Origin of the sequence: Nitrosomonas sp. (assembly GCF_019752415.1) — a bacterium.
Lineage (GTDB): Bacteria > Pseudomonadota > Gammaproteobacteria > Burkholderiales > Nitrosomonadaceae > Nitrosomonas.
The window spans coordinates 1-21796 of sequence record NZ_JAIEME010000015.1; the positions used below are offsets into that span (position 1 = coordinate 1).

The window sequence follows — 21796 nt, forward strand, 5'->3', positions numbered from 1 at the left end:
ACACCGCAGCGGCAACGCAGATAGTTTTTCAACGGCCTGTTAACCCCCCTCCTGGGATGTTTCTGGCAATTGCACAAAGTGTTCTTCGCAAAATTCTTGTTTAGTTAAAGCGGATTTAAGCCTATCCACCAGAGTGTATAATTCCAGAATACGACGAAGAGCAGAGTAGGGAAATATTGTGAAACTGCCCGAATGGCACAGATTTTCTCAGTATATTGTAGTTATTTTAATGAGAAAGTGAGCTCCTTTCTTATTTGCCTAAGCCTTGAAGTACAGCAAGGTTTTTCCTCGTTTTAATCAAAAGAATTATCTATCCCGTCAGTTTAAGTTTCGGTACTGCGATAAGCCGTCACCTGAATTTCAATTTTCATGCGTGGATCGGATAATCCCGCGGCCAGCATCATGGCCGATGGCCGAACCTCTCCCAGATACTTGCGCATAACCGGCCAGCATTTCTCAAAATCCTCAGCTTTAGGGAACACATACGTGACGCGCACCACATCTTTCATGCTTGCGCCGGCTTGCTGTAGCGCAGCCTCGATGTTTTTAAAACACTGCTCCGCTTGTTCCAATAAATCATCCGAAATCGTCATTTTGCTGTAATCAAAGCCTGTCGTGCCGGAGACCAGAATCCAATCACCCTCAACCACTGCGCGCGAATAACCGATTTCATGTTCAAATGTGGAGCCCGAGCTAATGAGTTTACGTGCCATACTGTTTTATCCTTCTTATTTGATTTAAAAAATTTTGCGTAAGATACCACTATAATTGCGCAACGAGTCAGTTGCAAAGCAAGTTTTTAACCGGCACTTCCAAATCTGTAAACAACAATGGCACTCACACTGTACTGGCATGATTATGAAACCTTTGGCGCCGATCCGCGGCGAGACCGCCCTGCGCAATTTGCCGGGGTGCGCACCGATGAAGCGCTGAACGAAATTGGCGAGCCGCTGGTTATTTATTGTAAACCGGCTCGCGATTTCCTGCCGCATCCGGAAGCCTGTTTGCTCACCGGAATTACACCGCAGCTAGCCGATGAGAAAGGCTTACCTGAACCGGAATTTATTGCGCGCATTCATGGCGAGTTTGCGCAGCCAAATACCTGCGGTGTCGGCTACAACTCGCTGCGTTTCGACGATGAAGTCACACGTTTTACGCTGTATCGCAATTTCTACGACCCGTATGCACGCGAATGGCAGCAAGGTAATTCGCGTTGGGACATCATTGATCTGGTGCGTATGACTTACGCCTTGCGTCCAGGTGGCATTGCTTGGCCGCAACACGAAGAAGGACAACCCAGTTTCCGTCTGGGGGATCTGATGGCGGCCAACGGTATTCTGCATGAATCCGCGCATGATGCCTTGTCCGATGTGCGTGCCACCATTGCTTTGGCGCGATTGCTACGCACGCAACAACCGCGCCTCTACGATTGGCTTTTTCAACTGCGCGATAAACGCAAGGCCGCAGCTCAGCTTGATTTAGCTACCCACAATCCGGTCTTGCACACAACGCGCATGTACCCGGCCCAAACCGGCTGCACGTCGCTGGTAATGCCATTGATCACCGAACCGGGGAACAACAACAGCGTGCTGGTTTATGACTTGCGCCAAGATCCGGAGCTGTTTCTGCCGCTGGATGCTGATGAGCTGAGTCAATTGCTGTTCACCCGCAACGACGAATTGCCCGAAGGTATGGAACGCCTGCCGGTCAAATCGGTAAAGATTAACAAATGCCCGGCGCTGGCGCCCAGGAATACGCTGGATAATGAGGCCGCTGAGCGCATCGCGCTCGATTTGGATGCATGTCACCGGCATTGGCAGAAACTGTGCGCACAACCGGATTTTTTTCAGCGTGTGGCCACTGCGTACACCAGCCGTGCGTTCGAACCTTCAGGCGATGTCGATGTGGCACTGTATGACGGTTTTCTGGACAATGCGGATGCTGCATCGTTGGCGCAGATACGGCGCGCTTCACCGAAACAACTGGCAAAAATGCAGTTTGATTTTCATGATCAGCGGCTTCCTGAACTGCTGTTCCGCTATCGCGCCCGCAACTGGCCGGAAACATTGGCGCCAGCAGAAATGGAGCATTGGGAACAAATGCGTCTGCAACGCCTGATACAAGGCGATGGCGGCGGGAGCATTACTTTTGCCGAATTTGCGGCGCAGATTGCGTTATTGCGTGAAACGCTTAAAGCGGATGAGAATGCTGGACGGATATTGAATGAACTAGAGGCGTGGGGCAAAGACTTGCAGTATTCATGAAAAAAACTTGTTAGCAGACGTAAGCCTGCTAGCCGAAAAATAAGAATAGGTGCCAATAAAAAATAGATTTTCTACACAGGGATATAATTTATTGCATCCTTCAATGAGAAAGATATAGCGCATTTGTTAGGAACGCTACCTATTCCTGTTGATGCCGGTCGAAAATTGACCAGAAAAGCCTGATTGTACCGGTTGAATTATCAATCCAACTTAAGTTCTTGAATGCTTAATCTCTACGGGCTTAATTCCCCGTTGCTTGCGGCGGGGTGCTTTATCAAGGTTGTTGTAAAACTATCTACGTTGCTGCTGCAGTGTTAAAAACAGACAAAAAATGCTCATTTATTAGATTTAAACTGCGCTTTTCATCTGTTTTTGCCTTGCATTGACTTCTTCGAAAACGTTTTTCAACGACCTATTAAAGTGTGGTTACAACCTCTGCAAATTTAAGTAAATCCACCATCGTGAAATTACCGTTTGAGCCTAAATTAGGTGTCCAATCAGGGTCTTGAGTGAAATAAGAGGTATTGTCGCCTTGTAAAAGCCCGATCATAACTTCGCCCACGATACGACCACCTACTGGCCCCAGTCGTTTCGCATCCGCTTTGACATCTGCTTCGCGTAATACATAGAACCATAGTGGTGTACGATTATGAAGATTAAATGGCTTAAGATCAGCGAGATCACTCTCAAGTAACGCAGGAATACCCATAGCAGCAGCGACACGTTGACCAGACGGGACTTTAAATGTTAGATGGCGCAGCAGATTAAGTTGGGCAAGCGATTGGGGCTGATTTTCCGGCATTCCAGGAAGATCAAACATAACCGTTGAGATTTTTGTATCAATACGCTTGTTATTGCGAACTCTTCCGTCACCGAAATCAAAAAACGTTTGCCAATCGATGAACCGTTCTGGTGCTCTAGAACCACCGCGCATATCGATGGTAACTGGGTTTGTTAAGTTATCATTGAAAAACAATGCAAAAATTTGATTGGAGTCGTTCGTACCAAAATTGACTCGATAACTGGGTCGGACTTGTGAATGTCCAAAACGATATGCTGCGACGGAAAACTCGACTGGAATAAAAGGGGCATTGTTCCAGTGGTAAAATTTACGGCCATTTTGCAGAATATCGTCTACCAGAGACTGGCCAACTGTTTTGGGCAAGAATTCATGCAAAATGATCCATTGATAATGCCATCGTGTCAGGCGCTGTGCTTCCAGAAAAATTTCAACCGGATTGGTTAGCCCCTCTGCTTTAAGTTTGGTTACCCAGTTATTGTGAAATTTGATAAACGCAACTTGCATCTGGGACAAAACTAAATTTTCGTCATTGCGAGGATCACCAATCAGCGGTGTGTTCTGACTATTTCGCGGTAGATCATATTTCAAAGACCCATCACGGCTTTTGCTTTCCGAACCAGTGATGGGTTCAAGCAACAATGTAGTCATTCCATGATCGACCGATTGATCAAATAAATAAGGTGAGCCAGATGGACCAGTACCGTAGATACTATCCAATGCAAACGTCGGTACCCTGAAATTCTGAATCATTTCTGGATCGACTTGTTGTTCTAGACTGGAAGTGATATCGAGGGTCATGTCATGATCAAGAAATTGCCCCAAGAAAGTCATTCCAGCAGTCATATCGGGATTGTCAGGGTTATTAACCCGCAGTGCAGGATTAAGAATGAGTTCTAATGGATCTCTATCCACATCATCTTGCGCATCCATGATGCCATTACGTTCGCCTATTTTCATCAGTGCTTCACGTAAACTCGGTGAAGCTAATGAAAAAGGCGGCAGATTGGGGAACATGCGTCCAAATTTTCCTTGCTCGTAAAATCTGGAGGTGGGTGGCGTACTATCTGAACGGTAAACATTGCCATGTAACATTTTATTCTCCTTTTCTTTTTAAAAAAAAGTGCTAATTATTGAATCAGCTATGACAACTTACAGGCTGAACAGAGCCAAGCTGATTATGACTGAATAAAGCAAGCCCGTGTTTTGGAAAAATTCATTTCTCCAAAAAACGGATATATGATAGGTTCTGTTCGATTATAAAAATGTGTGATTTATCACATTCGTCGGCGTATAGGAAAAACAAACACACTTTTTTGCTAAAGTTTAATATAAGCAGATCGGATTTCTGGGTAGATATGCTGTTAAACGATCAAAAAAGCATCTGATTTTGCTTAAAGGCACAATAAAAATTCTGTCAATTAGAAGCATTTTTACCTTTCATGCGAGAGGCGCCCAACTGATACGCACGGAAGCCGAGGAAGGCGGCACAACCATGATCTTTGGGTGCAAGCCGGTGCTGCTGCCAGCCAATCCTGAATATAGGTCGATCGAGATCAAGGAAGGCATGCGGTTCGAGATATGGGGTGTGGTGACTGGATCTTTTAGAAGATTCAATTGACACCCCCTGTTTGCGGCGTGGGCGATATTGATAATTTGATTGCTATAATGATCATATAAGAATAATATGGCCATTTTAGCAATCATTTATGGTGTGTGTAGTGGCAAATCCTCAAGCTAAAAGGCTTTATTCTTCATACGGCATGCATGCAATGCAACTAATGGGCCGACTGATCAGACAAGCACGTCTTGACAAGAAAATCACCGCCCAGAATCTGGCTGATCGTGCAGCCATATCACGCACCACTCTACAGAAGATTGAGAATGGCGACTTGACGGTAGAGGTGGGCTTGGTGTTTGAAGTCGCTTTTATTGTTGGCCTTAAACTCTTCGATCTTGATGAGTCGGGAATAAGTAAAAAGATCAATCAGATCGATGATCGGTTGGCGCTCATGCCAAAGTACGCTAGGAAACCAGTCAAGGTGATCAAAGATGACTTCTAAGACGACCAGCAGCCCAAAGGAAGCCTATGTCTGGATTTGGCTGCCTGGCGAGGTGGAGCCAGTGGTTGCAGGACTGCTTTCGCAATCAATCGATGGCTCAAATGTCAGCCTGGACTTCAACTACGGCCAAAGCTACCTGAAAAGGAAGAACGCCATTTCCATTTACACCCCAGAACTGCCTTTGCGTGAAGGCATCATCGCACCTGCAGATAACCTGGCAGGCTGCCTGCGAGATGGTGCTCCTGATGCTTGGGGGAGACGAGTGATCATCAACAAGATAACCGGCAAAAAAGGGGAGGACGCTGCCGCAGTTGAGCTAAGCGAACTGACTTTCATGCTCGAATCCGGCTCTGATCGTATCGGCGCACTGGATTTTCAGATATCTCCCGTCAAATGTGTGCCAAGAGTGGCTGGCAACGCAACCTTAGAGCAACTCATGACATCTGCGGAGATGATCGAGCAAGGCATCGAATTGCCAATTGAGTTAAGGCAAGCCATTCAGCATGGCAGCAGTATTGGCGGCGCTCGTCCAAAGGCCATTATTGAGGGTGATGCGCACAAGTACGTAGCAAAGTTCTCTTCAACCAATGATCTTTACAGCGTAGTCAAGGCTGAGTTCATTGCAATGAGGCTTACCCAGTTGGCCGGACTGGATGTTGCTCATGTTGAGCTCAAGAATGTGGCAGGCAAGGATGTCATCTTGATTGAGCGCTTTGACAGAACGCGTACCGAGAAAGGCTGGACCCGACGTGCCATGGTTTCTGCACTGACAATTCTGGGGCTTGATGAGATGACGCCGCACTACGCAAGCTATGAAGACTTGGCGCAAGCAATTAGGCTTCACTTCATAAAACCAAAGGAGACATTGCGTGAGCTCTACAGCCGCATGACATTCAATATTCTGGTTGGCAATACGGACGACCATGCCAGGAACCACGCGGCCTTTTGGGATGGCAGTCAGCTTGAATTGACGCCTGCCTATGATATTTGACCCAGTCACGCGTTGGAGACGAGGCAACACAGTCGATGAGCATTTACGGACAAGATAAATTCAGTCGGATCGAGTTATGCTTGAAGGCGTGCAATCAATTCATGCTGTCGTTGCAGGATGCGATCAGCATTGTCGAGTATCAGATCAAGGTGATTGCTGATCGCTGGAATGAAGTTTGTAGTGAAGCCAATGTCAACGCGGTCGATAAAGAGCTATTCATGGGTAGGCAGCTCCTAAATCCCTATGCTTTTTATGGGCTGCCAGATGAAGCCTCCCATCTTCAGCAGATTGCAGGCGCATGTCTAAACAGAAATGGTTGAATCCTTGCGTTCAATCGCTTTGATCGACGTCAACAACTTCTACGTCTCCTTCGAGCGTGTCTTCGCATAGGAAAAATAAACGCTCTTTTTTGCTAAAGTTCATAAGCAAATCGGATTTTTAGGTAAATATGCTGTTAAACGATCAAAAAAGCATCTGATTTTTCTTAAAGGCACAATAAAAATTCTGGCAATTAGAAGCATTTTTGCCTTTCATGCAAAAGGCGCCCAACTGATACGCACGGAAGCCGAGGAAGGTGGAACAGCCATGGTCTCTGAGCTCAAATTCCATTCTCAAAGTATCGACTTCTCCGACTAGGCCTTGAGCTGCTACAATCAGTCAAGACCGGGAATCTGGAATTCATTCTGATCAGCCAATAAACCGGCATGCGTGAAAAATGTTTCGCTTAACTTTGAAACCGGAATATCCTGGCATTCCAGATTGGCAATCAATTGGTTGTTCTTCTCAACGGCAACGCCGTCTTTTGCGCCCCAACCCTTACCGATCGCGGTATACACAATGTAATGGTGTTGCCCGTTGATAAAGCGCAGATAACCGCCACCACCACCTGCAAACATCAGGGTTCGCGCTTGAACGGATTGAGAAGCCGGAGCTGATTCGGTCAAATTCGGAAATGCCAGTTCGAGCGCATCTTTTTGCCCGAATCGATACTGCAGATAGCCGCTGTTAGCTGAAAAATCATTGGAAGCACACACTGAAACCATTTTTTTACCCAGCGAGCAAGAAAAAATAATTTGCTCCTGCGTATTACAAAGCGATTCCGCTGCCCAAACAGGTAAGGCGGTCAGCGCGAACAGACCGCCTAGGCAGGTAACCGCACTTAGCCTCACAGCAGCCCGCTTCAAGCCAGCAGCGGAAAATAATTTTTAAAATGCTTGATACGGTCATCCAAACCGATGACACCACCGTTCACTTTTTTAGTTATTTTTGTCACCACGTCGTCGCTTGATCCTTCATCGGCCAATTGATTAAGTAAACGAGTATTCCAGAACCAGGCAGCTGACAGGAGTGGATATTTTGAAGCTACCAAATCGGGATTATTCAAAATGTCATCGCTGACGGTTTGAGCAAACTTGCTGTAATTGTCTTTTCCAGTCAGTTGAATATAACCTCTTCCCCGGTATTTATAGCCTTCTTTGCTGGCTTCGTCACCATTGCCCATTCTACCGCCATAAACCCGTGATGCAATTTTCTCCGGCTGGCGTGCATAACTATCTGCCAAATTATCAGGAAAATATTTTGGAAAGATCTTTTTTTATCCGTCGGCAGAATAGTTTAAATTCTCCTCGCGCGCTTTAAAATCCATACTTTCATGAGCACATTGCGCAAGAAAGTGCGCCAGGCGTAGTGGCGTATTGATAGCGAACTTCTCGGTACAATCAGGGATTTGATCAAGCACGGTATCCGGAATATGAGTTTTCAATCCATCTATTGATAACATCGTGGCACCTCCAATGATTTAATAGAGTTAAATAACCTACCCAAGTACAATTGAAGCACAGACCCCAATAATATAATAGCAATCTCTAAAACTACAGTTTTCTATGTCCACGATTAAACCGCTTCCCGAGTTATTGATTAACCAGATCGCCGCCGGTGAAGTGGTCGAACGCCCTGCTTCGGCGCTCAAGGAGATTCTGGAAAATAGTGTCGATGCAGGTGCAAAGAAGATTACCGTGCAGCTCCTGCAAGGCGGCGTCAAGCAGATTCGCGTCATGGATGACGGAACAGGTATCGCCAAAGAGGAATTGCTGCTGGCCTTGACGCGCCATAGCACCAGCAAAATCAGTACACTGGAAGATTTACACAAAATCACCAGCCTGGGTTTTCGCGGCGAAGCATTGGCGAGTATCGCCGCCGTGTCGAGACTGACATTAGCCAGCCGCCAAGCCGGGCAAAACCATGCCTGGCAGATACAGGTCGATGGCAAATCGGTCTCGCAGCCAGAGCCTTCTTCGCTGACAAGCGGAACAACTCTGGATGTGAACGATTTATATTTCAATATCCCCGCACGGCGCAAATTCCTAAAATCGGAAGCCACCGAGCTTGCGCACTGCGACGAGGTATTCAAACGTATCGCGCTATCCCAGGCCGGTATCGAATTTGTATTACAACATAATGGCAAAGTGCGCCGCCAGTTACGCGCGGCCAGTTCAGCGCAAAGAATCCAATCGGTATTGGGCGAAGAATTCGGCCAAACCGCTGCGTTTGTCGATGAGCGGTCTACAGATATTTATCTGCACGGCATGGTGGCCCTACCAGCTTATGCACGTTCATCACGGGATGCACAATTTTTCTTCGTGAATAACCGTTTTGTCAGCGACAAGCTGATTTCGCACGCCTTACGCGAAGCCTATCGAGACGTATTGCATTTGGACAAACACCCGGCTTTTGTTCTGTTTCTGGACATCGACCCGGAAAGCGTTGATGTGAATGTGCATCCGACGAAGACAGAAGTCCGTTTCCGTGAATCACGCGCGCTGCATCAATTCATTTTTCATGCAATCAACAAAGCACTGGCTTCGCCCAACAAAGGAATGGAAACTGGCGAATCAATGCAAGCAACGCAGTCATTCCCTGCTTACCCCAGAGCAGCCCCTACACAGCCCAATGCCGTGTCGCAACCGGCAAGCTTTTATCGCACGTTATTTGGCACGGAGACTAATTCATACCAGCCGGCACCGACAAACACTGCGCCTGTCACACCCGTAGAGAAATCGGACCAATCCGCCGTAGTGCAAGAAGAACAGGATAGCCATCCACTCGGCTTTGCGCTGGGACAACTGCACGGCGTTTATATTCTGGCACAAAATACGCGCGGCCTGGTGGTTGTGGACATGCACGCCGCACATGAGCGGATTATGTATGAGAAACTCAAGCAAGCGCTTGATCATCATGAAATACCGATGCAGCCGCTGCTGATTCCGGTCACTTTTTACGCCGATGGCCTGGAAGTCGCTGTCGTGGAAGAAAATCAGCCAACGCTGGATCAATTGGGATTTGAAATCGCGATCCTATCACCCACCACACTGGCAGTCCGCGCAGTCCCGGCCACACTGCAACACGCCGACATTGCGCAACTCACACACGATATCTTGCGCGAAATCCGTGAATACGGCGCCAGTCAGATTTTAACCGCCAAACGCAATGAAATACTCGCCACCATGGCCTGCCACGGTGCAATCCGCGCCAACCGCAAGCTAACCATCGAAGAAATGAACGCCTTGTTGCGCGAAATGGAAATTACCGAACGCGCCGGCCAATGCAACCACGGCAGACCCACCTGGTTTGAAACCAGCTTGGCTGATTTGGATAAATTGTTTATGCGAGGAAAGTAAAGGAATCTCTGATTAAGTCCTTCGACAGGCTCAGGATCAACGGTAATATATTGATTACGTTCGTGGTGAGCTTGTCGAACCATGAGTGTAATCAACTTAATCAGAGATTCCTAAAATAGATATTTTAAACCCCTCACTGCATGCTCTCGCGCAGTTCGATCAATACTTGATCTGCTGCATCCACCCGGATGATGCCAAACCGCGGATATTCTATGTCGAGGATGACATACACTGTGATGGCTGTCATTGCAGCAAATACGACAGAATGAATCCATCGATGCGGCTTACTCCTGGCCATGCCATAGCCGCCTATGAGCGAACAACCGAATCCGAATATAAACAGTAACACAAAGATGATCGTTGGCGGATGCATCATCATAGCCATCTTCCGCGTCGTGGTGATATCAATCATCTCATTCAGTGCGGGAAGGAGCACAACACAAGTAGACGGATTAGCCTGCATACGGCAAGCTGTTACCGCCTGAGTCCAAATCGCATTCTGCAGTACCACGCCTTTGGCCCACTCTTGTTGTGCAGCATCCACGTCAGGAAACTTTTTATAAACTTCTAGCCGGGAATCCAAATATTGACGGAATAATTCTTGTAATTCCGATTGTGCATCAGGCGCAACTAAGTCTAGCCTAAGGTAGGCAGTACCGATTGCATTGGTCTCCTCGGAAATAAGATGCCGGCGTTCGTCGAACCGTGATGCTGCGCCGGAAAAGGTAAAAGCAATCAGCAAGCCAAATAGCGCAAAAATGGCAGCTTCCATCGTTCCACTACTTGTCGCACCCGCTTCTTCTGGATTCTTCGTTATCTGGCGAATGCCTATGCGGCGGCCAATTTCCTGGAACAAGAACATGCCGAGAAACAAACTGATAGCAACTATGATGGGGGTGTAGGTGTAGCTCATAATTTTTTCTTTTTTTAATAGATGAATTGCTATTCGAAATGAGTACGATAAATCTCACAATAATCTGTTGAAAATTATAGCGTTCACGACATTCTGTGGATAGGGAAACTTATTCCGCAAATCATCCACGAGAAATAAATCGGTTACGCTTATAACTCTGAGAATCCATTACCCATTGTGATATATCAGCATTAACGTTAATCTACTGCGAATACAAGAAAGTCAATTGTCCAGCAACCGCTAAAATTTCTTTTTCTTAATATCAAAAAGTGAAAAAGGGTAAATACGATGAGTACAAATAATCAAGATACAAATTCTGAGGGTCTGATTTCATCTGATAGTTGGACATCGATTCGAGAATGGGCAAAAGCTAACTGGGTATGGGTTGCTGCGCATATTTTTAACGTACTGTGTGCTGTATACATATTTTTTTTAAAAGCAGGAAATGGCGAAGGTGATATTCCGATACTCCCAGCCGTTATCTTTATGTGCTTACTTTTCATACAAATCTATACCGCTCCGATTGAATCCCTACCAGCTGAAGGATCAAATCTAGACGAAAGAAGAAAAATAGAAGACAAAAGATCTCGACAACGAAATAAGTGGATGATATTTGCATACAGCTTTATGTTGATGTCACTTTTACTGACCTTCTATCCATTCATTAATCCTCTTTTCAGTTCTACTACACAATCTCATCAAACCGAGCCTGACAAACAGAATCCAACCACCATACCTGATGAAAAACAATACCTAAAAACACTTCGTGAGCGACCGATTGCTGTATTTGTTGGTTGTACCTTGGATCCCAAAGCCAAGAATTTACTTTGCGTCGAACCGCAACCCAAACAAGAAGCGGTTGCAGAAACACCAATTCCAGGCACCAAATTAGCCGGTGCATGGGTTTTAAACATAGGTGGATACATAAATAATTGTGTAAAAATTGAAAATGATGGATATGGTAAAGCGGTTACTTGTCAAGTAAGCGATGGATTACTTGTCCCATTGTATTTTATTATTCTTGCGCTAATGGGCGGAAGTATTAGCTTGACTAGGCGATTACCAGAACTCCAAAAACAGGCGGGGTCAGAGCACGTAGCCACAGAGAAGCAACCCAAATTAACACAGTATGAGTTTCGTGAGCACTTGATATTTCAAATGGTGCAATTTATCTCGGCACCTTTTCTTGCGGTTCTTGCTTATTATCTAATTGAGCCAAGTAATGTGACCAATTCAGTCGCTTTGGCATTTACAGCCGGATTCGCATCAGAGGCGATCCTACTCATGGTGCGATCAGTTGCAACTAAAATCACTCCAGTAAACAATGTTGCACCACAGTACGGCGCGGTTGCAGGGGTCGTGGCGTTTAGTGAAAAAGACAACCAGCAATCCCTTGAGAAAATCGAAGTATTTTTATCTGAATCACCGCAAATTCACTCGTTCACGGATGAAAAGGGATTTTATTTGCTGGGCAATGTGCCGGTTGGCGAGCATAGCATCAGTATTAAATTTACAACTCAAGTAAACGAAAAAGCGGTAGAAAATCTAAAAAAAGATACGGTAAAAATTGACCGCGCTCAGGCGATTGTTAAAAAGAATGTGATGATTACGGCGGAAGATCCGGTGCAAAAGTAATACAAGCGCTTCAGCTTTACACACAAAATTTGGCTAAACACTCACTGCATCATGCGGCTGGAAGAATGAAATCTGCGTATCGATAGAGGCCTCTGAATAATTGTTATTTCGAGCATAGCGAGAGATCTATGCTGTTGATTGCCAAAGATTACTTTAAAATTTAAAAAATAAAGATCTTCTTGATCGGCGATTCACTCATTAGGATAAATCGAGCCACTGATTTACCATAATTCTTATTGAAAATTTTATGCTTATTAGCAACCCGGCTTCCACCCATTGCTGTTACTTATGACAGTTATTTTAGCCGCATTCTCTCTCGCCTGTATCGGATACATTGCGTATCTGCACAGCCGCAGCAGTCATCGAGACTCCATTCGTACCCGGGCAATTGAAGCCATTATTGAAACAACGCGCTACGGTGTTATCGAAACAGATTTAAATGGGATTATTCTTATCTTTAATCCCGCCGCCGAGAAAATGTTGGGCTACCAAGCAGAAGAGATTATCGGAAAGGCGACGCCAGCAATTATCCATGCGCATGATGAAGTCATAGCCCGAGCCATAGAATTGGGCGTAGAGCCTGGTTTTGATGTTTTTGTCAAAAATCCCGAGAAAAAAGAGAAGTTGAAACCAGGGAATGGACTTATATTCGCAAGGATAAATCAACCTTTACCTCATTTCTATCGATTAGCGCGCTGAGAGATGCTCGTGATCACTTGATCGGTTATGTGGGTGTTTTTGAGGATATCACTCACTTAAAGGAGTGGCAGCAGGCTCAAAAAATGAAAGATGAGTTTTTAGCCAATGTCAGCCATGAGCTTCGCACGCCACTGAATGCCGTGATGGGACTATCAAAGCTAATTGAGGCGGAGATGGAGTCCAGTCCAGAAAAAATCAAAGATTATGCGCATGATATTCATTTATCTGGAAAACATCTATTAAATATCGTCAACGAGTTGCTCGATTTCTCAAAGATTCAGGCCGGTAAATTTCAAATTGAAAAAATGCAAATCTCCCTGAGAAGAGTCTTTAAGGATTGCTATGCAATTTTGCTAAGCTCTGCAAAGGAAAAATGCGTCACGCTTCACTGTAATTTCCGTCAAATTGACGAAGAGCAATACGTAGAAGGCGATGAGATCCGGTTAAAGCAGGTAATTAGTAACATTATCTCCAATGCGATCAAATTCTCGGAAAATGGAATCGTTGACATTTACGCCCAATATCAAGATCAAGTGCTATTTGTTGTCGTTAAAGACAACGGTATCGGAATGAATGAGGAAGTAGTCAAAAATCTCTTTAAACCGTTTTATCAAGCCGATGGTTCAATTACCAGAAAGTTTGGAGGCACCGGTTTAGGTCTGGCCATTTCTAAAAGCATTATTGATATGATGGGAGGATGCATCGAAGTTGAGTCAGAAGCAGGAAAAGGATCCACCTTCAGATTAACCATCCCGCTTAAGCCAGTTAATCGAAAGGAAAATCCAGCCTCTCGAACTATCACAACTTTGCAAACGTTTGGTCAGCGCTATCATGTATTGGTGGCGGAAGACAATCCAGTAAACCAATTAGTATTGGAGCAAATTTTATACAAATTTGAGTTAAATGTAACCAAAGCTGCCAATGGCAAAGAAGCCTTTGACTTAGCAATCAGAAATAAATTTGATCTTATCCTGATGGACATGCAAATGCCCGAAATGGATGGTATGCAGGCTACTCGAATATTAAGAGCCCATGGCGTGCTGGTCCCAATCATTGCTGTTACTGCAAATGCGTATCAGGATGATAGAAATGCGTGCCTCGAATCGGGTATGAATGATTTTATTACCAAGCCAGTAGATCTCGGTGCGTTCAATACGATTCTAATGAAATACCTTAAGGTTTAACGCTTTTCTATTCTTGTTATTCTGCCCCTTCTTACCACATCATATCGGAATACAAACGCTTCATATTCCCCAATACTTCCAAAAGGCGTCCATCTAACCGGAATCAACCATACAACTGCCGCTTCAATCCGCAACGATTCAGTATGGTCGCGCTGATTTCTTCAATCGAAATGCGTGTCGTATCCAGAAAGGGAATATTGAATAGATGGAATAGCGATTCCTGCCATTGAATTTCCCGCTGACATTGCGCTAAAGAAGCGTATTGGCTATTCGGGCGGCGTTCCTGCCGGATAAAATGCAGTTGTGCGGGGGTCAGCGTCAAACCAAATAATTTGCTTCTAACATTTTCCAATACCTTCGGCAACTGTTGTGAGGACATATCTTCTTCCGTCAGCGGATAATTCGCCGCGGCGATGCCGTATTGCAGCCCCAAATAAAGGCAGGTGGGCGTTTTACCGGAACGTGAGACACCGATCAGAATAATGTCCGCTTCTGCAAAATTCTTGGGATTAACGCCGTCATCATGCGCCAATACGTAATTGATGGCGGCAATCCGTTTGAAATACGACAAATGATGTTGTAGGCCATGAGAGCGCCCAGCCATACGGGCAAATGGCTGGTCTAATTCTTCTTCAATGGAACGGATAAAGGTTTCAAAAAAATCGAATATGCGACAGTTCGCATGTTTGATGACTTCCAGAATTTCCGGTTTCAACAAAGTACTGAACACCAAAGGCCGATGTCCGTCGCACTCGGCAGCGTGATTAATCTGTGCTAACACCATTTGGGCATTCTCGATATCGTCGAGAAAAGGTACGTTGATCGTCTCCCATTCGATACCGTCAAACTGCGTCAACAAACTGTGCCCCAGTGTTTCCGCGGTGATGCCGGTGCGATCGGATAAATAGAAAACCGTGCGTTTTTGCTTGGTCATGAGGGCTTATCGTTCATTTTCGCCAAATTAAGCCACGTTTCCGTGACGGAATCCGGGTTGAGCGATAAGCTGCTAATTCTCTGCTCATAAAGCCAAGCAGCGAAATCCGGGTAATCCGAAGGTCCCTGTCCGCAGATACCAATATATTTCCCTTGCTTGTGGCAAGCATCAATGGCCATTTTCAATAATTTCTTGACGGCTGGATTGCGCTCATCGAACACATGGGAAACCAAACTGGAATCGCGATCAATACCGAGCGTGAGTTGGGTCATATCATTGGAGCCAATGGAAAAGCCATCGAAGTACTGCAGAAATTCTTCCGCAAGTAGCGCGTTGGAAGGAATTTCGCACATCATGATCAAGCGTAAGCCATTCTGACCGCGCACCAGCCCTTGCGATGCCAGTAATGCGACCACTTGTTCCGCTTCCTCAAGGGTACGGCAGAATGGGATCATGATTTCAACATTGGTGAGTCCCATGTCGTCGCGCACTTTGCGTAAAGCACTGCACTCGAGCTCAAAACAATCCCGAAAAGCCGCTGCAAGATAGCGCGATGCGCCCCGGAAACCGATCATCGGGTTTTCTTCCTGGGGTTCGTAGCGGCTGCCTGCAATCAGATTCGCATACTCATTGGACTTAAAATCGGATGTGCGCACAATCACAGGATGCGGATAGAAAGCGGCGGCTAATGTGGCAATGCCTTCGACCAATCTTTCCACATAAAAGCGAACGGGATTTTCATAACCCGCGATTCGGCTGCTAATTTCAGCTTTCAGTGCATCGGGTAACTGGTCAAACTCCAAAAGCGCTTTGGGATGGATGCCAATCATGTTGTTAATGATGAATTCCAGCCGCGCCAAACCGACGCCTTGATTGGGGATGCGGGAAAATGTGAAGGCATGCGACGGATTGCCAATATTCATCATGATTTTTACCGGCAAGTCAGGCAACTGGCCGGTATCCGCCGTGGTATGCTCGAATGGCAGCAGCCCTGCAAACACATAACCGGTATCGCCTTCAGCACAAGAGACCGTGACTTGCGCACCCTCCGCGATATGTACTGTTGCATCGCCACAACCGACCACGGCAGGGATCCCCATTTCCCGTGCAATAATGGCCGCATGACAAGTGCGGCCGCCGCGATTGGTGACTATCGCAGAAGCCCGCTTCATAATTGGCTCCCAGTCCGGGTCGGTCATTTCGGTAACCAACACATCGCCGGACTGAACTTCGTGCATCTGCTCAATACCCCTAATCAGGCGGGCTGTCCCCTGACCAATTTTATGTCCGATCGCCCGGCCTTCTGCGAGTACTTCTCCCTTGTCACTGAGTTTAAATCGTTCTATGACTTGGTTAGCACGGCTTTCCACAGTTTCCGGACGAGCCTGTACGATGTACAACTGGCCATCCAGTCCATCCAGTGCCCATTCAATATCCATTGGGCGGCCATAGTGCTGTTCAATAATCAGCGCTTGACGCGCCAATGCTTCCACCTGGCTATCCGATAACGAAAAGCGAGTGCGGCGATCCATTTCTACATCACGCGTAAGCGTGAGCGCATCGTTGGCGATTTTTTTATCGCCATAAATCATTTCAATGGCTTTAGTGCCTAAACGCCTCGAAAGAATTGCCGGACGCCCGGCAGTCAATCCGCGCTTGTACACATAGAATTCATCCGGATTAACGGTACCTTGCACAATGGTTTCGCCTAACCCATATGCAGCGGTGATAAAAATCGCTTCGCGGAAACCCGATTCGGTATCCAGCGTGAACATCACGCCACTGGCGCCCAGATCGCTTCGCACCATTTTCTGAATCCCGGCGGACAGATACACCTTATCGTGCGGAAAATGTTGATGAACGCGATAAGCAATAGCGCGGTCGTTATACAGTGAAGCGAACACCACTTTGATCGCTGCAAGAATCTGCTCCAGCCCGTGAACATTCAATAACGTTTCCTGCTGACCGGCAAATGAAGCATCGGCCAAATCCTCAGCCGTTGCTGATGAGCGCACCGCAAAGGAAACCGCGTCATTATCACTGCTGGCTACCAGTTTATTGTAGGCTTCTGACACCGCCTGCAAAATAGTATCCGGTAGCGTGGCATCGAGCACCCAACCGCGAATTGTTTTACCGGCGGTGGTCAATGCATTGATATCGTCGACATCCAATCCATTCAATACATGATTGATACGATCAACCAGTCCATTGGCAACCAGAAACTCCCGATAAGCCTCTGTCGTGGTCGCAAAACCTGCCGGCACGTTTACACCAGCCTGTGAAAGGTGGCTGATCATCTCTCCCAGCGAGGCATTCTTCCCGCCAACCAAGCCTACATCGTGCATCGTCAATTGATCAAACCAGGTAATATATTGCGTCATTGAGTAACTCCTATCGGCGAATAATTAACAAGTAACTTTTTGTGGGCGGTTGCGCAACAAACTTAAAGCTGGCCGTCTTTTAATAACGGGCAATGCCCGGAAATTGCATGGCGGCATGATAAATCACTTAGGTAATCGGATGCCTGCCGCAAATACTCCAAGAACGTCTGCGCTACAATCGACAATTGCTTGCCGGATGGATACGCAAAGTACCAATGCCGTTCAATTGGAAATCCTTCAACATCAAGTATCGCAAGCTGCCCCATTGGCGCATCAAGTGCCAGGGTATGCCGAGACAAGACGGCGATACCCAATCTGCCGACAATAGCCTGCTTAATCGCTTCGTTGCTGCCCAGTTCCATGCGGACTTTCAATTTATGATCATGCGCTAAAAAAAAACGTTCTGTCGCTATTCTTGTTCCAGAGCCCGGCTCACGCATGATAAAAGGCTCATCGCAGATACGCTTGATGCTGATCTTTTTTTCGCAAGATAATGGATGATCGGCGGATGCCAGCACAACCAGTGGATTGTCCAGAAATACTTCCGCTACGGCATCAACAGCATCCGGAACCTGACCCAAGATATATAGATCGTCTTGATTACCGCTTAATCTTTCCAGAACCCGCTCGCGATTCGTCACTATTAGTGCAACTTCTATGCCTGGGTATTTCTGGCAAAACATGCCCAATAAACGTGGCGTAAAATATTTCGCGGTAGTGACCACCGCAAGCCGCAATTTTCCTGATTTCAAGCCTTTCATATCCGATGCGATCATTTCAAAACGGGAAAAATGTTCAAAAATACCTAAACAAGTTTGATACAACTCTTTTCCTGCATCGGTCAGATAGATTTTTTTACCGATTTGTTCAAACAAAGGTAATCCAATCTCATCCGTCAGTTTTTTGATTTGCATCGATACCGTCGGCTGTGTCAAGAATAACTCTTCAGCTGCGCGAGTAAAGCTTTTCAGTCGAGCAATCGCTTCAAAAACTTCAAGTTGCCGCAACGTGCTGTGACGCATGAATCTCCCCTTTTTTACCCGCCAATAAAAAATCTATCATAGATAAAGGTCTATCGCAACAATAGAAACATTTGATTGTTATTTATAGTTTAAAAAAACTACTATATTTTCACCCGCCGATGTCTATTTCCTAACTAAAGTTTATAGCGTGGGTTTTTCAATAACTCGGAGAAAAATTATGGCTTCAGAAACCATGAAAGAAGGTAAAGAACGTTACAAAGCCGGTGTCCTTCCATACAAAAAAATGGGCTACTGGGAACCTGGTTATGTACCCAAAGATACAGACGTTGTTGCGATGTTTCGCATCACGCCTCAACCGGGAGTGGATCATGAAGAAGCGGCAGCAGCGGTCGCAGGCGAATCTTCTACGGCAACATGGACCGTGGTATGGACTGACCGGCTGACTGCATGTGAACTTTATCGTGCTAAAGCATATAAGTCTGAGCTGGTTCCAAACACAGGCCCAGGTACTAAAAACGAAGCGCAATACTTTGCATATATCGCCTATGATATCGATTTATTCGAAGAAGGCTCAATCGCCAACTTAACCGCTTCCATTATCGGTAACGTCTTTGGCTTCAAAGCAGTCAAGGCACTGCGTCTGGAAGACATGCGTATTCCCGTTGCTTACCTGAAAACTTTCCAAGGTCCTGCAACAGGTATCGTGGTAGAACGTGAACGTTTAGATAAATTTGGTCGTCCGTTATTGGGTGCAACGACCAAGCCAAAACTGGGTCTTTCCGGACGTAACTACGGACGCGTTGTATACGAAGGCCTAAAAGGCGGCCTGGATTTCATGAAAGATGATGAGAATATTAACTCACAGCCTTTTATGCATTGGCGTGATCGTTTCCTATATTGCATGGAAGCAGTCAATAAAGCTTCTGCGGCAACCGGTGAAGTCAAAGGTCATTATTTGAATGTGACGGCCGGCACGATGGAAGACATGTATGAAAGAGCGGAGTTTGCAAAATCTCTGGGTTCAGTCATTATCATGATCGATCTGGTGATCGGCTACACCGCAATTCAGTCGATGGCAAAGTGGGCACGTAGGAACGACATGATATTGCATCTGCATCGTGCGGGAAATTCGACCTATTCACGCCAGAAAAATCACGGTATGAATTTCCGTGTGATTTGTAAGTGGATGCGTATGGCGGGTGTCGATCATATTCATGCAGGTACGGTTGTTGGGAAGCTTGAAGGCGATCCGCTGATGATCAGAGGCTTTTACGATACCTTGCGTGACACAAATACTGAAAAGAATCTAGAACACGGTCTGTTCTTCGATCAAGATTGGGCGTCGCTTAATAAAGTCATGCCTGTCGCTTCAGGTGGTATTCATGCAGGCCAGATGCATCAGTTGATTGATTATCTCGGCGAAGATGTGATATTGCAGTTCGGTGGCGGTACGATCGGCCATCCTCAAGGCATTCAGGCCGGCGCAGTAGCAAACCGTGTCGCACTCGAAGCGATGATTTTGGCGCGTAATGAAGGCCGGGATTACGTCAAAGAAGGTCCGCAAATTCTTGCAGATGCTGCCAAGTGGTGTACGCCGCTCAAACAAGCGTTGGATACGTGGAAAGATATCACCTTTAACTACGATTCTACTGATACCGCTGACTTTGTGCCCTCCACAACTGCAAGCGTTTAACCATTTTAGGAGAAACAATCATGATGACCAATCCAGGTAATGTTCTCACACAGGGGCAATTTTCTTTCCTGCCCCCATTGACCGACAAGCAAATCTCAGCTCAGCTCAAGTATGCGTTAAAGAATGGCTGGGCAATCGGAATCGAATATACGGATGACCCGCATCCACGTAACACGTACTGGGAAATGTTTGGCAATCCTATGTTTGATTTGAAAGATCCGGCAGGAATCTTGCTGGAAATCAATAGTTGCCGTAAGACTTTCCCAAACCACTATATCCGCGTGACTGCATTTAATTCAACACGTGGAGTGGAAAGTCCGACCATGTCTTATATTGTCAATCGGCCTAAGAAAGAACCAGGTTTTGGTTTGGTTCGTCAAGAAGGAGCTGGACGGAGCATTAGTTATACCATTCACTCTTATGCAACCGACAAACCGGAAGCTGAGCGTTACTAACAGTTAGTGTAAGATTTCTCTCTCTCCGTAAAGGAGGGAGAGAAATAGTGAGTAGTGTAAGCGTGATGGCATTAAAAAATTTAATCGATTAAGTATTCCATAGTAGCCACTAAAGATTAAATGTACATAATTGATATGTATGCCACAGTATCTATCCCATGAGACCTCAATGAGTAATCAAACATGCCTAAGCAATCTAAAAACTTAACTTCGCCCAAAGATATCGTGATTGATTTGGATGCAGAGTTCCGGGAGTCTAATATCCAAGAAGTACTGGATAAACTAGATAGTGAGTTGATTGGCTTAATTCCTGTGAAGACTCGTATTCGCGAGACGGCTGCATTGTTGCTGGTCGATCGTGTTCGCAAACAAATGGGATTATCTGCAGAAGCACCCAGTTTACATATGTGTTTTACTGGAAATCCCGGTACTGGGAAAACAACAGTAGCCCTGCGCATGGCAGAAATCTTACATCGCCTTGGTTATGTGCGTGAGGGGCACCTGGTTTCAGTGACCCGAGACGACTTGGTCGGTCAATATATTGGACATACCGCACCAAAAACAAAAGAGGTGATAAAGAAAGCGATGGGAGGCGTTCTTTTCATTGATGAGGCTTATTATCTTTATAAACCAGAGAACGAACGTGACTATGGTGCAGAATCAATAGAAATTTTGCTGCAAACGATGGAAAATAATCGCGATGACTTGGTTGTTATTTTGGCGGGCTACAAAGATCGCATGGACAAATTCTTCCATAGTAATCCCGGCATGCGCTCGCGCATAGCGCACCACATCGACTTTCCGGATTATGGTGCAGATGAGTTAGTCGCGATTGCTAAGTTAATGTTAGAAAGTCAGAATTACTGCTTCAGTGCAGCCGGAGAAAAGGCGTTCGGGAAATATATCCGCCTGCGTATGAAGTCAGAGCATTTTGCCAATGCGCGCTCAGTTCGTAACGCGCTTGATCGTGCTCGGCTGCGGCAGGCAAATCGACTATTTTCCGGAACAAACAGATCATTATCCAAAACGGATCTCATTACATTAGAAGCGGAAGATATTCTAGCGAGTCGTGTTTTTCTTGAAAGTACCTTGGATAGTGAATCCAAAACAAAAAACAAAAAATAA

20 protein-coding genes and 1 pseudogene are annotated in these 21796 nt (G+C 45.9%); 12 read left to right on the forward strand and 9 right to left on the reverse strand.

The window, feature by feature from the left end:
* Positions 1–323: 323 nt before the first annotated feature.
* Positions 324–713, reverse strand: a complete 390-nt coding sequence (locus tag K2P83_RS03315; RefSeq protein ID WP_292926458.1) for a RidA family protein — start codon at positions 711–713, stop codon at positions 324–326.
* A gap of 117 nt (positions 714–830) precedes the next feature.
* On the opposite strand from K2P83_RS03315, the gene sbcB reads away from it, so the two are divergent.
* The gene (gene sbcB, locus K2P83_RS03320) at positions 831–2264 is read left to right on the forward strand and encodes an exodeoxyribonuclease I (RefSeq protein ID WP_292926459.1); all 1434 of its coding nucleotides are present in this window, start codon (positions 831–833) and stop codon (positions 2262–2264) included.
* A gap of 415 nt (positions 2265–2679) precedes the next feature.
* Here sbcB and K2P83_RS03325 read toward each other — a convergent pair whose 3' ends face one another.
* Positions 2680–4158, reverse strand: a complete 1479-nt coding sequence (locus tag K2P83_RS03325) for a heme peroxidase family protein (RefSeq protein WP_292926460.1) — start codon at positions 4156–4158, stop codon at positions 2680–2682.
* Positions 4159–4576: 418 nt separating this feature from the next.
* On the opposite strand from K2P83_RS03325, the pseudogene K2P83_RS03330 reads away from it, so the two are divergent.
* The 4 genes and pseudogenes from K2P83_RS03330 to K2P83_RS03345 all read left to right on the forward strand — a co-directional run.
* Positions 4577–4684: pseudogene (locus K2P83_RS03330) on the forward strand (peptidase S24); the annotation flags it as partial.
* Between the two features lie 100 nt (positions 4685–4784).
* Positions 4785–5126: a helix-turn-helix transcriptional regulator gene (locus K2P83_RS03335; RefSeq protein ID WP_292926461.1), complete on the forward strand. Its 342-nt coding sequence runs from the start codon at positions 4785–4787 to the stop codon at positions 5124–5126.
* A complete protein-coding gene (locus K2P83_RS03340) occupies positions 5116–6117 on the forward strand; it encodes a HipA domain-containing protein (RefSeq protein ID WP_292926462.1) in 1002 nt (333 codons plus the stop codon). The genes K2P83_RS03335 and K2P83_RS03340 overlap by 11 nt, the downstream gene beginning before the upstream one ends.
* Positions 6114–6437, forward strand: coding sequence for a hypothetical protein (locus K2P83_RS03345; RefSeq protein WP_292926463.1), 324 nt, complete (start codon positions 6114–6116; stop codon positions 6435–6437). Before K2P83_RS03340 ends, K2P83_RS03345 begins: the two co-directional genes overlap by 4 nt.
* Positions 6438–6770: 333 nt before the next feature.
* Here the strand turns inward: K2P83_RS03345 and K2P83_RS03350 are convergent, their stop codons facing one another.
* The 3 genes from K2P83_RS03350 to K2P83_RS03360 are packed head-to-tail and all read right to left on the reverse strand — an operon-like array spanning position 6771 to position 7897.
* Positions 6771–7286, reverse strand: a complete 516-nt coding sequence (locus K2P83_RS03350; protein ID WP_292926464.1) for a hypothetical protein — start codon at positions 7284–7286, stop codon at positions 6771–6773.
* A gap of 11 nt (positions 7287–7297) precedes the next feature.
* Positions 7298–7678, reverse strand: coding sequence for a glycoside hydrolase family 19 protein (locus tag K2P83_RS03355; protein WP_292926465.1), 381 nt, complete (start codon positions 7676–7678; stop codon positions 7298–7300).
* Positions 7679–7711: 33 nt separating this feature from the next.
* Positions 7712–7897, reverse strand: a complete 186-nt coding sequence (locus K2P83_RS03360; RefSeq protein ID WP_292926466.1) for a hypothetical protein — start codon at positions 7895–7897, stop codon at positions 7712–7714.
* A gap of 103 nt (positions 7898–8000) precedes the next feature.
* Between K2P83_RS03360 and mutL the strand changes: the two genes are divergently transcribed.
* Positions 8001–9794 (forward strand): DNA mismatch repair endonuclease MutL, encoded by a 1794-nt coding sequence (gene mutL, locus K2P83_RS03365; RefSeq protein WP_292926467.1) that lies wholly within the window; start codon positions 8001–8003, stop codon positions 9792–9794.
* Between the two features lie 133 nt (positions 9795–9927).
* On the opposite strand, the gene K2P83_RS03370 is transcribed toward mutL, so the two are convergent.
* On the reverse strand, positions 9928–10707 hold the full coding sequence (locus tag K2P83_RS03370) for a hypothetical protein (RefSeq protein ID WP_292926468.1): 780 nt from the start codon (positions 10705–10707) through the stop codon (positions 9928–9930).
* Between the two features lie 288 nt (positions 10708–10995).
* On the opposite strand from K2P83_RS03370, the gene K2P83_RS03375 reads away from it, so the two are divergent.
* From K2P83_RS03375 to K2P83_RS03385, 3 genes are all read left to right on the forward strand, one after another.
* Positions 10996–12342: a hypothetical protein gene (locus K2P83_RS03375; protein WP_292926469.1), complete on the forward strand. Its 1347-nt coding sequence runs from the start codon at positions 10996–10998 to the stop codon at positions 12340–12342.
* 288 nt (positions 12343–12630) lie between these two features.
* Complete coding sequence (locus K2P83_RS03380; RefSeq protein WP_292926470.1) at positions 12631–13041, forward strand: PAS domain S-box protein; 411 nt, start codon at positions 12631–12633, stop codon at positions 13039–13041.
* 17 nt (positions 13042–13058) lie between these two features.
* The gene (locus tag K2P83_RS03385) at positions 13059–14225 is read left to right on the forward strand and encodes an ATP-binding protein (protein ID WP_292926471.1); all 1167 of its coding nucleotides are present in this window, start codon (positions 13059–13061) and stop codon (positions 14223–14225) included.
* Positions 14226–14328: 103 nt separating this feature from the next.
* On the opposite strand, the gene K2P83_RS03390 is transcribed toward K2P83_RS03385, so the two are convergent.
* The 3 genes from K2P83_RS03390 to K2P83_RS03400 all read right to left on the reverse strand — a co-directional run bounded on the left by K2P83_RS03390 (position 14329) and on the right by K2P83_RS03400 (position 18562).
* Positions 14329–15159, reverse strand: coding sequence for a pyruvate, water dikinase regulatory protein (locus tag K2P83_RS03390; RefSeq protein ID WP_292926472.1), 831 nt, complete (start codon positions 15157–15159; stop codon positions 14329–14331).
* Entirely contained in the window at positions 15156–17540 is a 2385-nt protein-coding gene (gene ppsA / locus K2P83_RS03395) for a phosphoenolpyruvate synthase (RefSeq protein ID WP_292926473.1), read from the reverse strand. The genes K2P83_RS03390 and ppsA overlap by 4 nt, the downstream gene beginning before the upstream one ends.
* 62 nt (positions 17541–17602) lie before the next feature.
* On the reverse strand, positions 17603–18562 hold the full coding sequence (locus K2P83_RS03400; RefSeq protein WP_292926474.1) for a LysR family transcriptional regulator: 960 nt from the start codon (positions 18560–18562) through the stop codon (positions 17603–17605).
* 193 nt (positions 18563–18755) lie between these two features.
* On the opposite strand from K2P83_RS03400, the gene K2P83_RS03405 reads away from it, so the two are divergent.
* From K2P83_RS03405 to cbbX, 3 genes are all read left to right on the forward strand, one after another.
* Entirely contained in the window at positions 18756–20216 is a 1461-nt protein-coding gene (locus K2P83_RS03405; RefSeq protein WP_305261862.1) for a ribulose-bisphosphate carboxylase large subunit, read from the forward strand.
* A 20-nt stretch (positions 20217–20236) separates the two neighbouring features.
* Complete coding sequence (locus K2P83_RS03410; protein ID WP_292926476.1) at positions 20237–20671, forward strand: ribulose bisphosphate carboxylase small subunit; 435 nt, start codon at positions 20237–20239, stop codon at positions 20669–20671.
* Between the two features lie 183 nt (positions 20672–20854).
* Entirely contained in the window at positions 20855–21796 is a 942-nt protein-coding gene (cbbX, locus tag K2P83_RS03415) for a CbbX protein (RefSeq protein WP_292926477.1), read from the forward strand.